General features: G+C 37.2%; 13 protein-coding genes. 7 read left to right on the forward strand and 6 right to left on the reverse strand.

Features of this window, described 5'->3' with window-relative positions:
• Positions 1-62 precede the first annotated feature (62 nt).
• Complete coding sequence (locus DRF67_RS00085) at positions 63-3,548, reverse strand: glycosyltransferase family 117 protein (protein ID WP_115925808.1); 3,486 nt, start codon at positions 3,546-3,548, stop codon at positions 63-65.
• A 222-nt stretch (positions 3,549-3,770) separates the two neighbouring features.
• On the opposite strand from DRF67_RS00085, the gene DRF67_RS00095 reads away from it, so the two are divergent.
• From DRF67_RS00095 to DRF67_RS22035, 5 genes are all read left to right on the forward strand, one after another.
• Complete coding sequence (locus DRF67_RS00095; RefSeq protein WP_115925810.1) at positions 3,771-4,808, forward strand: PLP-dependent cysteine synthase family protein; 1,038 nt, start codon at positions 3,771-3,773, stop codon at positions 4,806-4,808.
• An 84-nt stretch (positions 4,809-4,892) separates the two neighbouring features.
• Positions 4,893-6,164, forward strand: a complete 1,272-nt coding sequence (locus tag DRF67_RS00100; RefSeq protein WP_185142038.1) for an aminotransferase class I/II-fold pyridoxal phosphate-dependent enzyme — start codon at positions 4,893-4,895, stop codon at positions 6,162-6,164.
• 70 nt (positions 6,165-6,234) lie between these two features.
• The gene (locus tag DRF67_RS00105) at positions 6,235-7,113 is read left to right on the forward strand and encodes a DMT family transporter (RefSeq protein ID WP_115925812.1); all 879 of its coding nucleotides are present in this window, start codon (positions 6,235-6,237) and stop codon (positions 7,111-7,113) included.
• 217 nt (positions 7,114-7,330) lie between these two features.
• Entirely contained in the window at positions 7,331-8,074 is a 744-nt protein-coding gene (locus tag DRF67_RS00110; RefSeq protein ID WP_115925813.1) for a hypothetical protein, read from the forward strand.
• Between the two features lie 117 nt (positions 8,075-8,191).
• A complete protein-coding gene (locus DRF67_RS22035) occupies positions 8,192-10,381 on the forward strand; it encodes a B12-binding domain-containing radical SAM protein (RefSeq protein ID WP_228435695.1) in 2,190 nt (729 codons plus the stop codon).
• 130 nt (positions 10,382-10,511) lie between these two features.
• Here the strand turns inward: DRF67_RS22035 and DRF67_RS00120 are convergent, their stop codons facing one another.
• The 3 genes from DRF67_RS00120 to atpD all read right to left on the reverse strand — a co-directional run bounded on the left by DRF67_RS00120 (position 10,512) and on the right by atpD (position 13,283).
• The gene (locus DRF67_RS00120) at positions 10,512-11,330 is read right to left on the reverse strand and encodes a hypothetical protein (RefSeq protein ID WP_115925814.1); all 819 of its coding nucleotides are present in this window, start codon (positions 11,328-11,330) and stop codon (positions 10,512-10,514) included.
• An 81-nt stretch (positions 11,331-11,411) separates the two neighbouring features.
• Positions 11,412-11,693 carry a FoF1 ATP synthase subunit delta/epsilon gene (locus DRF67_RS00125; protein ID WP_115925815.1) on the reverse strand — a complete coding sequence of 94 codons (282 nt, stop codon included), beginning with the start codon at positions 11,691-11,693 and terminating at the stop codon, positions 11,412-11,414.
• 81 nt (positions 11,694-11,774) lie between these two features.
• The gene (gene atpD, locus DRF67_RS00130; RefSeq protein ID WP_115925816.1) at positions 11,775-13,283 is read right to left on the reverse strand and encodes a F0F1 ATP synthase subunit beta; all 1,509 of its coding nucleotides are present in this window, start codon (positions 13,281-13,283) and stop codon (positions 11,775-11,777) included.
• Positions 13,284-13,489: 206 nt separating this feature from the next.
• On the opposite strand from atpD, the gene DRF67_RS00135 reads away from it, so the two are divergent.
• Together DRF67_RS00135 and DRF67_RS00140 are read left to right on the forward strand one after the other, a co-directional pair.
• A complete protein-coding gene (locus DRF67_RS00135) occupies positions 13,490-14,416 on the forward strand; it encodes a bifunctional riboflavin kinase/FAD synthetase (protein ID WP_115925817.1) in 927 nt (308 codons plus the stop codon).
• On the forward strand, positions 14,400-15,449 hold the full coding sequence (locus DRF67_RS00140) for an acyltransferase family protein (protein ID WP_115925818.1): 1,050 nt from the start codon (positions 14,400-14,402) through the stop codon (positions 15,447-15,449). The genes DRF67_RS00135 and DRF67_RS00140 overlap by 17 nt, the downstream gene beginning before the upstream one ends.
• 13 nt (positions 15,450-15,462) lie before the next feature.
• Here the strand turns inward: DRF67_RS00140 and DRF67_RS00145 are convergent, their stop codons facing one another.
• Complete coding sequence (locus DRF67_RS00145; RefSeq protein WP_115925819.1) at positions 15,463-15,939, reverse strand: hypothetical protein; 477 nt, start codon at positions 15,937-15,939, stop codon at positions 15,463-15,465.
• Positions 15,940-16,035: 96 nt separating this feature from the next.
• Entirely contained in the window at positions 16,036-16,389 is a 354-nt protein-coding gene (locus tag DRF67_RS00150) for an MmcQ/YjbR family DNA-binding protein (protein ID WP_115925820.1), read from the reverse strand.
• Positions 16,390-16,400: the final 11 nt, after the last annotated feature.

The following is a 16,400-nucleotide window of genomic DNA, read 5'->3' on the forward strand; positions in this document are numbered from 1 at the left end:
TCTTAAAATTCAGGATTCCCAATAACAAAAAAAAACGGAACCGAAGTTCCGTTTTAAAATATTTATCGTGTCGCATTGATAATTGCTGTAGTGATCTGATTTTCTTTTTCCTTTGAATAGGTGGAATCATAAGGCTCCATTACATCAAACAGATACTGATAAAAAGGAGAGATCTTCTGTATCTCTTCAGATTCCTTCATCGCTTTTTCTTTGCCCATCTGCTGAAGATCTTTTACAAAAGCATTGAATTTCTTATCGATCGGCTCTATGGATTTTACCAGATATGCATATCCTTTTTCTTTCTGTCCGATCTTTGTATAGGCGTCTGTTACTGCAGAAACCACAAGAGAATATTCCATAGGTTTTGTTCTCATCTGTCTTCTCAGATAGCTCTGATCTGCCTTGGAAAGGCTTAAGTAATAATCATATTCTTCAAAAATTCCTTTTTTAAGAACCTCTGCCAGCTGAAGGCCTTTCTGCTCCTGTCCAGCAATAATATAACCTGAAACAATAGAACTCAATGAACGCGGATCGTTATATTTTTCTGCAGGAATTTCTTTAGCAGCAAGGTCAAGAATCTCCAGTGCCTTTGCCTTCTCTCCTTTCAGGGCAAGTGCTGAAGCGGCTCTGCTCGCGGACATTCTGTAACTGATAATATTGGAAGTAGCCGTCTCATCAAAATGAACATTAAGGTTTTTGAAGTTCCCCCATCTGAAGTTTTTTACCACATTATACAGAGAATTGGCATCTACTCTTCCCATATCACCGTCTGCACTTGGCGGGGTATGAATTGGAAGTAACCGGTAGCTGAATCCATCAAACTGAAGATATTCATTAAGGTAAAAGATATTCTCGCTGTCGTAGATTCCACCTGAAGAGAAATTGATCGGACGTTTCCAATCGAAGTTCGCCAGGAGATCCATTAAGATCAGATTATTTTTATACAGTGTATTCCCTTTGTATGTGATCATGATTTGGTTCACAACGTTCGGAAGATCAGCCTGGTTTATAATTCCTGCTTTCAATGCATTTTCCTTATTCACAGGAAGAATGAATTTGTTAACAGGTAGGATATTGTATTTTTCATATTTTTCTTCTCCGAAGTACATTTTCAGCAATTCATCTTTTTCAGGAGATTTAAATTTGATAAAATTGATCGCTTCTTTCAGCGTAAGAGAATCTTGAGTAAGGTATTTTCTGAACGCCTGGAATTCCGTATCAGGAACACCCTGCTCTTTCAGCATAGAGAATACGCCTTCCCAGTCTTCTTTTTTCATCATATAGATCTGGTCATTCACCCCGTCTCTGTAATCTTCGTGAGTAAGCTGGCTAGGGATTCCCATAGCATTGTATGTTCTTCTTTTGATCTGATCCAGGTTCCATGGTGTAGACGCAAGGGTAAAATTAACCACTTTCACATCATCTCTGAATCTTTCTGTTTCCTGAATCGCCCATACCGGATACGTATCATTATCCCCATATACAAAAAGGATATCGTTCTTTGGCAGTGACTTTAATACAGAATAGGCATAGTCATATGCTGTATACCTCTCACTTCTGTCATGAACGTTATAATTCTGGAAGCCCATCATGAAAGGGACCCCCAATAAAACCACCCCTAAAGCGATATTGGCTCCGTTGGACTTTACTTTAGATTGTAAGAACCAAAGAATGGCTCCTGCTCCCATACCGATCCAGATGGCAAAAGCATAAAAAGATCCTACCATCGCATAATCTCTCTCTCTAGGCTCGAAAGGTTTTACTCCGGTATAGAAAATAATCCCAACACTGGTTAAGATAAATAATGATAACAGTGCATAGAATCTTCCAAAATCTCTGTTCAGCTGGAAAAAGAACCCGATCAAACCTAAAATTAAGGGAAGGAAGAAGAACTTTACGGTACTTTCATTCTTAAATTTAGCAGGCATTTTATCCTGATTTCCTACCGTCACGTTATCAACAAAAGGAATTCCGGAAATCCAGTTTCCTTTTGTGCTTTCCATATTTCCTTCAAGGTCATTCTGCCTTCCTACGAAATTCCACATCAGGTATCTTACAAAGTAATATCCGTTCTGGAAGGTAATAAAGTAGTCCATATTCTGAAGGAACGAAGGCTTCTGAACATTAATCAGATTATAAGGCTTTACTTTCAGGTAATCTGCAGCAGTAATCGACTTATCTTCATATTTTGTTCTCAGCTCATCGAAAATCTGTTTCGCCTGAGGATTGTCTGCCACGTCTTCATTACCATAGTTGAATGCAAAATCAGGAGCCCCATACATTGAGATATAGTTCGCCATCACGTCCTTATCTTCATTAAACATTCTAGGCATTAAGCTTATCTGAGACTTACTGAATACATAATTGAAACGGTCTCCGGTTTTTCTGTATGTTCCGGTTTTCTCATCTTTTTCAAAGATTTCACCCGTCTTTTTTGTTTTAAAGCTTCCGTCCTCATTTTTTTCAATTCCGTTCGCATCAAGGAAAGCAGTATAGTTTTGTCCATATATTGTTGGCCAGTCACCATATTGTTCCCTGTTATAATAATCCAGCATTCCAATTGCGGTATCCGGATCGTTAAGGTTCATTGGTGGGTTCGCGTTTGCTCTAATGGGAATAACCATCCAACAAGAGAATCCAATCATCATAAAAACAACTGATAAAGCAATAGTCTGATAGACATTTCTTTTTGCCTTTCTTGCATATTTGATAAGAAAGTAGCAGATCGCAACCATTAAGATAAATGCTGCAATTGTTCCTGAGTGGAAAGGAAGTCCGAGGCCATTGACAAAGAAGATTTCTAATCTTCCAAACATGGTCATGATCAGAGGGAAAATAATTTTGAAAACAATAATCAAAATTCCCAGTGTAATCAGATTAGCCCAGATAAAATTTTTCCAGGTAAACTTGTAATTTCTTGCATAATATACCAGACATACTGCAGGAATAGCCAGCATCCCCATCATATGTACCCCTACGGAAAGTCCCAAAACAAAGAAAATCAGAATGATCCATCTTTCACTGTCTTTTGCCTGGTACTCATTTTCCCATTTTGTAATCAACCAGACCAAAAGTGCAATAAACATTGACGCCATTGAGTACACCTCTCCTTCTACCGCAGAGAACCAGAAGGTATCCGAGAAGGTGAAGCAAAGCGCTCCAACCGCTCCTGCAAATAGAATGGAAATTTCCTGGTGTTTGGTGATCTCTTCAAAGTCTTTGTTGAGCAGTCTTCTCACAAAATGAGTGATGGTCCAAAATAAAAATAAAATAGTCAGTGCACTGAACAATGCAGACATCGCGTTGATAACGATGGAATAATTCTCGCCTTTTCCTAATGCAAAAATGGCTGCCACGGCACCCACTATCTGGAATAAAGCCGCTCCGGGAGCGTGCGTTACTTCAAGTTTTACTGCAGAAGAAATGTACTCGCCGCAATCCCAGAAACTGAAATTGGGTTCTATTGTGGACAAGTACGTGAAAAACGCAATGACGAAAATCACCCATCCCAAAACGGTGTTCCATTGCCTAAAAGTCCAATTTTTCATAGTATTAAATCAATTATGCGAAAATAGGGCTTTTATATTATTTTATGCGGGTTTTAACAAATTTTAAAAATTTTGGAATGGTATTTGAGACAATAGACGTGTTAAAACTGAAAATACGAAATAGATTTTTATCAAAACACGCCCTAGAAATCAAACAAAAGTTTAGTAATTATTTATTTTTTTGTATTTTTGCAGTCAGATTTTTATTGAAAATAACAAATAATGAGTAATGTTTACGATAATATCCTTGGCCTAATAGGAAACACTCCTATGGTGAAGCTAAATACTGTCACAAAAGATATTCCAGCAACCGTTTATGCCAAGTTAGAATCATATAATCCTGGACATTCCACCAAAGATAGAATCGCACTTCATATTATAGATAATGCAGAAAAAAAAGGCTTATTAAAAGAAGATTCCGTCGTTGTAGAAACTACTTCCGGAAATACTGGGTTTTCTATTGCAATGGTATGTATCATAAAGGGATATAAATGTATTCTCGCAGTAAGCGACAAAACGAAGCCTGAAAAGATTGCTTATCTGAAAGCATTGGGAGCAACCGTGTACATATGCCCGGCAAATGTACCTGCAAACGACCCAAGGTCTTACTATGAAGTTGCCAAAAGAATCGCTGCGGAAACTCCAAATTCCATTTATATCAATCAGTACTTTAATGAGCTTAATATTGATGCCCATTATCAGACTACCGGTCCTGAGATCTGGGAACAGACAGAAGGGAAAATCACTCACCTTTTTGCCTGCACAGGAACAGGGGGTACATTATCCGGTTCAGCGAAATTTTTGAAGGAAAAAAATCCGGATATCAAGATTATCGGGGTCGATGCAGATGGATCCATACTAAAAAGCTATCACGAAACAGGGGAAATCCACAAGGAAGATGTACATCCGTACCAGATTGAGGGAATGGGAAAAAATCTTATCCCTTCTGCCCTTCTTTTTGATAAGGTAGATGAATTTGTAAGGGTAAATGATGAGATGGCTGCCTACAGAACCCGTGAGATTGCTTTGAAGGAAGCCATCATGGGCGGTTATACCACAGGAGCAGTAACACAGGGTCTTATACAGTATGCACAGTCACATGAAATTACTGAGAATGACGTCATTGTTTTGATATACCCGGATCATGGTTCGAGATATATCACAAAAGTATACAGTGATCAATGGATGGCTGAACAGGGATTTGTGAACAACTGCGTTCACAACTATGACGAAGTTTTCAAAACTGAGTTTATCAAATAATAGAAAAATAAATCACAATACAAATCAAGCCTTTTGCGTGTTCTACAAAAAAGGCTTTTTTACTTAAAATTACGATATAAAATGTTGGATATTTTTGAAAGAATAAAAGAAAATCCAGGACCTCTTGGACAATTTGCAGATTACGGTGAAGGTTATTTTATTTTCCCGAGATTAGAGGGACCTATCGGCCCAAGGATGCAGTTTCAGGGGAGAGAAGTGATTTTCTGGAGTGCCAATGATTATTTGGGATTGTGTAATCATCCTGAAGTCATAGAAGCAGATGCCAAAGCAGCTGCAGAATATGGAATGTTCTACCCGATGGGAGCAAGAGCGATGTCTGGAGAAACAGATCAGCACCTTCAGTTGGAGAGAGAATTGGCAGACTTTGTACAAAAAGAATCCGCATATTTACTGAATTTCGGTTATCAGGGCATGGTTTCCACCATTGATGCTTTGGTAAGCAGAAACGACGTAATTGTTTATGATGTAGACTCTCATGCATGTATCGTTGACGGGGTAAGACTTCATTCCGGTAAGAGATTTACCTACAGACATAATGATATGGAAAGCCTTGAAAAAAACCTTCAGCGAGCGACAAAAGTAGCTGAAGAAACAGGTGGAGGTATCCTTGTGATCACTGAGGGGGTTTTCGGAATGAGAGGCCAGCAGGGAAAAATAAAAGAGATCTGTGACCTGAAATCAAAATACCAGTTTAGACTTTTGGTGGATGATGCACACGGATTCGGAACCCTGGGTAAAACAGGTGCAGGTGTTGGTGAAGAACAGGACTGTACAGATCAGATCGATGTTTATTTCTCCACTTTTGCTAAATCTATGGCAGGTTTTGGAGCCTTCCTTGCAGGAAATAAAGACATTATCAGATATCTGAAATTCAACCTTAGATCACAGATTTTTGCAAAATCACTGACGATGCCGATGGTAATCGGAGGGTTGAAAAGACTGGAACTTTTAAGATCCAGACCTGAGATTAAAGCCAAGCTTTGGGAAAATGTTGAAAAATTACAGAGTGGCCTTATAAAGAGAGGATTCAATATTGGCGATACCAATACTTGTGTGACTCCGGTAATGATGCAGGGAACACCGGTAGAAGCCACCCTGTTGGTAAAAGACTTAAGAGAAATTTACGGAATCTTCACTTCAGTCGTTGTATACCCTGTTATACCAAAAGGAATGATCCTGTTAAGACTGATTCCTACAGCATCTCACACAGATGCAGAGATCAATGAAACTCTTGCCGCATTTGAGGCCATTCATGATAAATTAGTAAGTGGTTACTATAAAGAGCAGGAGCAAAAACTACTGCAGGAACAAGGATTAAGTTTTAAACCGATTTAATCTTAATAATATAAAAACCACTGATTGATTCAGTGGTTTTTTATTTTAAAAAAAACGATAAGCAAACAAAATGAAACTCAGAGGTTATGCACTCGGAATCGTGTCGGCTGTTTCATATGGCCTGATCCCAATTTTTATTCTGCCGATTAAAAAGGCACATTTTTCATTGGATATTACACTATTTTACAGGTTCTTCTTTTCTGCATTGATGGTAGGTGGATATCTGCTGTATTCTAAGGAAAGCTTCAGGATCAGCAAAAAGGAAACTTTAATATTAGCTGTTCTGGGGATCTGCTACGCGCTGTCTTCAGAATTTTTATTTATAGGATATGATTTTCTTACACCTGGAATTGCCTCTACGGTCTTATTCATTTATCCGGTTATTGTAGCATTGATTATGTTTTTCTTTTATAAAGAGAAACTTACCCTATTTTCCGTAGGGTCATTGCTTCTCGCATTTGCAGGGGTCATTGTTTTATGCTTAAAAGGAAATGGACTCGAAATAAATTTTGCAGGACTCGGAATTGTGATGCTCAGCTCACTCTTTTATGCTCTATATATGGTAATTGTCAACAAGTCGAATATTAAAGTTTCCGGATTCAAACTCTCTTTTTATTCTATGATTTTTACTTCGTTGTTTTTTATGATTAAAGCAGCTATAGCTAATGAATCCTTTGCTATTCCTTCCGCAGGAATTTTCTTTAATTTTGTTATTTTTGCTTTCCTCACCACGGTCATTTCCAGTTTGTGTCTGGTATTTGCCATTAAGTATATCGGGTCTACCCCTGTAGCTATTTTAGGAGCTTTGGAACCTGTAGTTGCTGTATTGATCAGTGTCCTGATATTCCATGAGAAATTTACAGCCAACTTATCGATCGGTATTACGCTGATTCTGCTGGGAGTCACTCTTAATGTGATTACAGATCGTAAGAAACTGAATCATGCATGAATTTTTAACACCATAAAACCCGAAAGCTAATTTCTTTGGATTTATATTTGTTACTCTATTTTCATGCTTTAAGGATCATTAATGGGATGAAAAATATTTTTTTAAGAAAAGGTGTCCGCTACAATTGAGCTTTTTAGCTTTAATACAAATTATCTTCTTATATTGCGTCTCCCTATTAATCGATGTTTACTTACAGCCAACGGTTACCTCATACTCCATGAAAGAATTACAAAAACTTACAAAAGATCAATTGTACAGCAAGCTTAAAGAAGGATCTGAGTCCTTCTATTCTGCTGTTTTTCCCGCCCTGGAAAACAATTTTTTTACAGAAAATTCTTTAGACGAGGACAGCTTTGCTGAATTCCTTGAAATGCTGGATGAAGAAACGGCAGAAAAGATCAGAGAATCTTCCCTGAACATCAATCATGACGAGGATATACCCGATATTCTGCTTATGGAAAACGAAACCGGCACCTCCCTGAATCTTGTTACTGACGAAGGTGAGGGCTATAAGATTATTCTCGTTGAAGATGACATTCAGTTATCTGGCAATCTCTTTATCGAAGATTATGTGGTGCTCATTATATCAGGTTCTTTAAAAGCTGAAAATATTATTGTTAACGGCTCTTTATACTGTTCAGGCAATATTTCGTGCAGTACATTATTCGGAGCCTCTGGAAATGATAATGAAACATGGATCGGAGGAAGTATTATGGCTGCTCTTGTTGCAGAAAACGGGCATTATACTGTTGTCGAAGGAAATATATATTCCAGATATTCGATTAGTTTTCATAATGAGATTACCGGAAAAAGAGGAAAGTTTATCGAAAATATAAGTATGGAACGAGCCAGTGATACCGCTTTGTTAAACCCTGAAATCCTAGATGACGACGGCTATTTTGATGAAGAATTCTTCTTGAATTTCATCAACAGCAATTCCCCACAGGCACTTTTTAGATAGTACATCAATTGACAAATAAAAAACATCTTCATGTGGCAAATTATTTTCTGTGTTTATAATCAGGGTAAAAAATTTTTTTCTCAAAAAACTTTGGAATAACTTTGCAAAAAATTTCTGTTGAAAGACCTGCTTCTTATTACTCCGCCTTTTACCCAGCTCAATACTCCTTATCCGGCAACCGCATATATCAAAGGTTTTCTAAAAACTAAGAATATTTCAAGCTATCAACTGGATTTGGGGATTGATGTTATTCTGGATTTATTTTCGAAGGAGGGCTTAATAAAGGTATTCAGCAAAACGATTGACCTTCAGAACACCTCTGAAAATTCACAGAGAATCTTTGCGCTGAGAGAAGAATATTTAAAAACCATAGATCAGGTTATCCCTTTTTTACAGGGAAAAATACCTACTCTTGCCAGACAGATCTGCAGCATGAACTTTCTTCCTGAAGCATCGCGTTTCAACCAGTTGGATGATATGGAATTTGCCTTCGGAAACATGGGCTTGCAGGATAAGGCCAAACATTTGGCCACCTTATATTTAGAAGATCTTTCAGATTATATTGTTGAGAGCATAGATTCTGACTTTGGATTCAGCAGATATGCTGAACGGCTTGGAAAAAGTGCCAACTCTTTTGATGAGCTATACACGAAACTATCCGGTGGACAAACCTTTATCGACGAATTTACTTTAGATATTCTTCGTGAAAAAATTGAAACCGTGCAGCCCAGACTGGTTTGCTTTTCAATACCTTTTCCAGGTAATTTATATTCCGGATTTAAATGCGCCCAATGGATAAAAAAGAATTATCCACAGATTAAAATCGCGATGGGCGGCGGCTTTCCAAATACGGAACTGAGAGAAATTAAAGACCAGAGAGTATTTGAATTTTTTGATTTTATTACCCTAGATGACGGTGAACTTCCGGTTGAACTTCTGTGTCAAAGTTTAGATGCTCCTGAAAAAGAAGCACTATTTAAAAGAACATTTTTGCTTGAAAACGGAGCAGTTGTTTACAAGAATAATTCAACACGACCAGACTACAAACAGGCAGAAATTGGTACTCCGGATTATACAGATTTGAAACTGGATCAGTATATTTCCGTTATTGAGATTGCCAATCCCATGCATAGCCTGTGGAGTGACGGAAGATGGAACAAGCTCACCATGGCGCATGGATGCTATTGGGGAAAATGTACTTTTTGTGACATCTCCTTAGACTATATCAAAATATATGAACCTATTTCTGCCAGAATACTGGTAGACCGTATTGAGGAGCTGATCAGAACAACCGGCGAAACAGGTTTTCATTTTGTAGATGAAGCTGCACCACCCGCTTTGATGAGAGAAGTTGCTTTGGAAATTCTCAGGAGAAATCTTGTGGTTACCTGGTGGACCAATATTCGTTTCGAAAAAAGCTTTACCAGTGATCTTTGCTATCTTCTGAAACTTTCGGGATGTGTTGCTGTTTCCGGAGGGCTTGAGGTGGCCAGTGACCGGTTGCTTCAATTAATAGAAAAAGGAGTTTCTGTAGAGCAGGTGGCAAACGTTACAAGAAATTTTACGGAGGCAGGAATTATGGTACATGCTTATCTGATGTATGGCTACCCTACCCAAACCGTTCAGGAAACTGTGGATTCACTGGAAATGGTTCGTCAGATGTTTGAAATGGGAATTCTTCAAAGTGGATTCTGGCACCAGTTTGCAATGACCGCGCATTCTCCCGTAGGGATAAGTCCCGAAGATTTTGGAGTCATTCCGGTAAAACAGGAAATACAATTTGCCAACAACGATGTAGACTTTAAAGATAAAACCGGAATTAATCATAACAAATTCAGTTTTGGATTAAAAAAGTCACTCTTTAATTATATGCATGGAGTGAACTTCGAACTCCCGCTACAGGAATGGTTTGATTTTAAAATTCCAAGGACATCCGTTCATCCGGACTATATTCATGACTGCCTGTTGGGAGATGATCAGTTTAATCTGAAAGGAAATTCAAAAGTTGTCTTTTTAACTAATAATGTAATCGCTGAGAATCGCGTAAAAAATAAAAAATCGCATTCTGGTACGTATACGCTTCTTACGTTTCACTTAAAAACCAATATTGTAAAGGTTGAACTGGAAAAAGATAAAGCAACCTGGCTGATGGACGTACTGGAAGAAACTTCGATTCAAAATCAGAAAAAGACTACCATTCAACAACTTAAGACTAATTTTGAGCAGCATTTCGAAGATTTTGAACTTTTCTGGTTCTCAAAACCGATGCAGCAATTGAAAGAAAATGGAGTCATTTTAAGTTTATAATTTTTTCCTTTTTTTCTGCGGGAATTTTTCTGCTGGTATAATTTCTCTTAAAATCAGAAAGTTTTATAGCTTATTTTAAGGCTGTGCTAAAGCCTATTTCTATCAATGCCCCTATTACAAAGGACGTTTTTTAATTCGAGGTCTCTTTTGAAACTGGACCTACAGATACTTTATCCTGTACTTTAATAAAGTTTGGATCCATTATGGCCATACGCTCTGCAATAGCTTTATAGGTTGGGAATTTCAGAATAGAGGCTCTGCCAGACATTTCCCTGTAAATGGTAAAAGACTTTCCACCCGCTGTTTTTAATTGTTTCGTCGTGGTAACATACCTACCGATCAGTTTACTTTTGGCATCATAGATCTCAATATCTATAGGCGTTTTATCTGTAATTGTATCCTCTGACCCAAAACTTACAGGTAAATTGGTAAAATAGCCTACAGGAACACCATTGCTCAGAATTTCGCCCACTTTATTCACTTCGATATTCAGCTTATCAATCTTTTTTCTGATCGTATAAGCCTCTTTCGTTTTGCTATCGAGCTTTCTTTTGGGAGCGTTAGAGAAAAGTTCATCAAGAGTTTTCACATTGATGCCTTTATTATCAATGATCTTAAGATCTTTCACACAGGTAAAGACGGCAGACTTTTCTTCCCCCGAAAAAGCGGATGGAGAAATATAATCCAGCTCCAGGGTCTTATCCCTGTTGTATACCCTGTTGAGTGTGATATAACTGTCCCGCACAGAATCAACAATACTTTTATCAATAAATTTTATGGTATAGATAGGTGTTTCCTTCAGATCCATAAAAGTATATTCACTGGATCTATTGGACAGCTTTGCTACCGGAGTTCCGTCCAAATTGATAATTCCTCTTTTGGTTTTGATATTCTGGGCATTGAGGAAAATTCCCAGAACTGTAAAGAATATGATTATACTTTTCTTCATAGAATCAGACTTTTACACGAAATAAAAAAAGTGTAACACAAAGTTACACTTTCTTGAAAATATATTTAGCTTTTCATTTAATTATTCACAAAGGATAATTCCTTTATTATGATTAAATTCTACAACACCGCTTTTGATAGCATAAGCAAAAACGGAGTCTTTTCCAGCTTCTTTAGTGAAGTTTTTAGCAAAAGCTTCATCAATAGAATTAGCAAAAAGCTTTACCTCACCACCGATCAAAGAAGAAACAATTCCTGCGTGGTTTTTCATGATGTGGAATTCACCATTTTTTCCAGGCAATAATACTGAGTCTACTTCTCCTTCAAAAACTACGTATTCTGGTGTTAAAATTTTTATATTCATATAAACAAATTTGAAATTTGATATTTGAAATTTGAAATTACTCGTCGAACCTCAAATTTCAAATCTCAAATTGTTAATAATTTATGCGTTTTCAGCCAACATTTTTTGTCCAGCTTCGATAGCTTCCTCGATAGTCCCTTTAAGGTTGAAAGCAGCTTCTGGTAAGTGATCTAATTCACCATCCATAATCATGTTGAATCCTTTGATCGTATCTTTGATATCTACTAATGATCCTGGAATACCTGTAAACTGTTCAGCTACGTGGAAAGGCTGAGATAAGAATCTCTGAACTTTTCTTGCACGGTAAACTACTGATTTATCTTCTTCAGAAAGTTCTTCCATACCAAGAATCGCGATGATATCCTGAAGTGACTTATATCTTTGAAGAATTTCTTTTACTCTTTGAGCACAGTTGTAGTGATCGTGACCGATAACTTCCGGAGAAAGGATTCTTGAAGTAGAAGCCAATGGATCTACTGCCGGGTAAATACCTAATGAAGCAATCTTTCTGTCAAGTACTGTAGTTGCATCCAAGTGAGCAAACGTAGTTGCAGGAGCCGGGTCAGTTAAGTCATCCGCAGGTACGTATACCGCTTGTACTGAAGTAATGGAACCATTTTTAGTTGAAGTAATTCTTTCCTGCATCGCCCCCATCTCAGAAGCAAGAGTCGGTTGGTAACCTACTGCTGAAGGCATACGCCCAAGAAGTGCAGATACCTCAGAACCAGCCTGTGTAAAACGGAAGATGTTGTCTACGAAGAAAAGTACGTCTCTACCTTGTCCGCTTTCTCCACCGTCTCTGTAGTACTCAGCTAATGTAAGACCAGAAAGGGCTACTCTCGCTCTCGCACCTGGCGGCTCGTTCATCTGTCCGAATACGAATGCTGCTTTAGAATCCTTCATAGCCTCAAGGTCTACTTTAGAAAGATCCCAACCTCCGTTTTCCATAGAGTGCATGAAATCATCACCATACTTGATAATTCCTGATTCAAGCATCTCTCTCAAAAGGTCATTTCCTTCTCTCGTTCTTTCACCTACTCCGGCGAATACAGAAAGACCTCCGTGTCCTTTTGCAATATTGTTAATCAACTCCTGGATCAATACAGTTTTACCTACACCGGCACCACCGAACAATCCAATTTTACCCCCTTTTGCGTAAGGTTCAACTAGGTCGATTACTTTAATACCTGTAAATAAAACTTCTGCTGAAGTTGATAATTGATCAAATTTTGGAGCTGGTCTGTGAATTGGAAGACCACCTTCCTTAGAAATATCTTGAAGTCCGTCGATAGCATCACCAACAACGTTGAATAGTCTTCCGTTTACAGCCTCACCGATTGGCATTGTAATAGGATTTCCATATCCGATTACATCTTGACCTCTCTTAAGACCATCAGTAGCGTCCATTGCAATACATCTTACTGTATCTTCGCCAATATGTTGTTCTACCTCTAAAACTACTTTTTCACCGTTTTCTTTTGTAATTTCTAACGCGTCATAGATTGCTGGAACTGCTTCCACATCATTGAAGACAACGTCGATTACCGGACCAATAATTTGAGAAATTTTACCTTTAATTTGGTTTGCCATTGCTAAATTTTTTCTTGGTGCAAATATAGTGATTCTTCATAAACCCACAATTGGTAAAAAAAAGATTTTTATCATGCTTTTGAGATTCTGCAAATAGTCGCAACAATGTATCAATACTAATGCTACCTGCATCACTACATTGTTATATTGATACATTGGTACATTGCCACATTATATCTATATTTGCAATCAAAAAATTTTTCGTTTTGAAAGTTTTCAAAAATTTTAAAGATTACTCCTCACAAAGGCCTCTTGCATTGTCTTTAGGCATGTTTGACGGAGTACATCTGGGCCATAAAAGTATCATTGATGAACTGATTACCGTGGGTACAGAAAATAATCTGGAAACAGCCATTCTTACGTTCTGGCCTCATCCAAGGTTTGTTTTTAACCCTAATGAAGATCTAAAGCTGCTGAATACGATTGAAGAAAAAAAAGAATTGATTGATAAATATCGTATCGATCATTTGTTCCTGAAAGAATTTGATGAAGAATTCAGAAATTTAACAGGAGAAGAATTCGTACGGCAGATCCTCGTTGAAAAGCTTAATGTAAAATATCTTATTATAGGCTACGATCATTCATTTGGAAAAAATAAAAGCGGAAATTTTGAACTCCTTCAAAAGCTTTCTAAAGAGCTTGGGTTTGAAGTTGAACAGATGGAAGCCATCAATATTCATGAAAATAATATCAGCTCCACGAAAATACGTAATGCTCTTTTAACGGGAAATATTAAAGAAGCGAATGAAATGCTGGGCTATACCTATTCTGTTTCCGGAACGGTAGTTCATGGAAAAAAGATTGGAAGAACAATTGGTTATCCTACTGCGAATATCGATACAGAATCTATTAAACTTCTTCCAAAAAAGGGAGCTTATATTGTTGAAGTTGATGTAAAAGGCCGACAGTACAAAGGAATGCTGAGTATTGGCACCAATCCCACAGTGAATGGAGAAAAACTAACGGTTGAAGTGTATATCCTGGATTTTGATGAGGATATTTACGATGAAAAAATCACAGTGAAATTCAGAGACTTCCTGCATGATGAAATTAAATTTGAAGGTCTTGAAAAACTGATTGAAAGACTTGATATAGATAAAAAAATTACAGCGGATTATGATTTCCAGAAGTAATAATTTTGACTTTTTAAGGCTAATCTTTGCAAGTCTGGTGGTGATTACTCACTCCTATCCTCTATCTGGAGCTGCTGAAGCAGATTTTCTGTCTCAGCTTACGCAGGGTCAGATGATGTTTTCATCCATCGGAGTCCACGGATTTTTTATTATTTCCGGATATCTGATTTTTAAAAGTTTGCTGCGCTGTAAAGGTCTTGCTGATTTTTATTGGAAAAGAGTTTTAAGGCTTTTTCCTGCCCTGTTAATTGTACTTATTCTTACTGTTCTTTTGGCACCCTTTGTCTATGAAAGTTCTCTTCCTTATTTGAAAAACAACTCTATATATACTTATATACCAAAAAATTTAACTTTATTTTTCCGCCAAAGAGGTATTGATGGAGTTTTTGAAAACAATCCCTATAAAAGCAGTATTAATGGAAGCTTATGGACTATATGCTACGAATTTAGTATGTATGTAATGGTTTCCCTTCTATTTTTTGTACGCACAAAACCATTTATTAACATTATTGTTGTGCTACTATTTATCTCAAGTTATATTTTGAGTGTTTTCTATCCCGATTTCCTTTATGGAGTGTTTATTAAAATGGAATTGGTGAGTAGTAGCTTTTATAATCTGATGTGCTTTTTCACAGGAGGAATGTTATTAACTTATTGGAAAATAAAAAGCAAAAAGACAGAAAATATTATAATTATATTTTCCCTCATAATTCTTATTGCCAGTATATATTTACAGGTATTTAAATATACATGCTATTTCACACTTCCAATATTGGTGATTCTTATTGGAAATAGATCAACCCAGTATATCAATAAGGTGGGTACTGTTATCGGAGACACTTCATATGGAATTTATATTTATTCATTTCCAATCCAGCAGACTTTGGTCTATTTCTTCAAATTTGATACGGTCCCGCTAATGATATTTTCGTTGATATTATCTCTACTGCTAGGATATCTGTCCTGGCATCTCGTTGAGAAAAGAGCTTTAAAATATAAAGATTTAGTTTCAAAAAAAGCTATCCCGTTGTAGGATAGCTTTTTTATTATTTCAATACTTTCAGATAAACTTTCTGGGTTTCACCATCCAGTTTCACATTCGGAAATTGTTTGTCGTGATCAATGAATATATCTCCTTTTTCATTGGCTTTTCCGTTTCCATCAGAATCCCATTCTACACCAACATAGTATTTAGCAGGTCCTTTAGAACTTGGTGTGATTTTGCTAGCAGCATCATTTGGCACTGGCAGATCAATAGTAAAAGGAACTGAAGTTTGTTCAAATTCTTTTTCAGTAATTAATGTTGCAGGAACATCAGCCAAAGTAGGGTCAGATCCGTACAGGCTTACTTTTAATTTAGGGTTTTTAATCGTAAAGTTCTCCGTACCGGAAAATTCTATTTTTACCATTTTTGAGTCTGCAGCCACAGGAGTAGTCTCAGCATTGGTCTTTTTATCAGCTGCATTACAGCTTAATAATGTTAGGGTACCAGCCATAGCCAGTATTGCAAAGTGCTTTTTCATTTGTATCCTTTTTAGTTAATAATTGTTTTGTTCCACAGACAAAAGCAAAATTCATGCCTTATAGAATTAAATAGGTCTTTTCTATTCTTGTAGATTTCATGAATTGTTGATTGATTCCTGTATTTTGCGTGTCAAAGATTTAAAAACCAGCTCATAAGACTGATCGATAAGCTTCAGGACTAAATCTTTTTTCAGGCCGTCGATCAGAACAGAATTCCAGTGGGTTTTATTCATATGATAGGCACCCGTAATCTGGGGATATTGTTCCCGTAACTCGGCACTCCATTCCGGATCTGTTTTTACATTGATGGATAAGGGTTGTTTTTCAAGCCCCATCAGAAGAAACATTTTGGCATCTACCTTCATCACAAGTGTTTCATTGTCAAAAGGAAAGCTTTCTGTAACTGCTTTTTTGGCAAGGCAATAATCTAAAATTTCGTTGGCATCCATGGGTTAATTTG

The organism is Chryseobacterium pennipullorum, from assembly GCF_003384725.1.
GTDB lineage: Bacteria > Bacteroidota > Bacteroidia > Flavobacteriales > Weeksellaceae > Chryseobacterium > Chryseobacterium pennipullorum.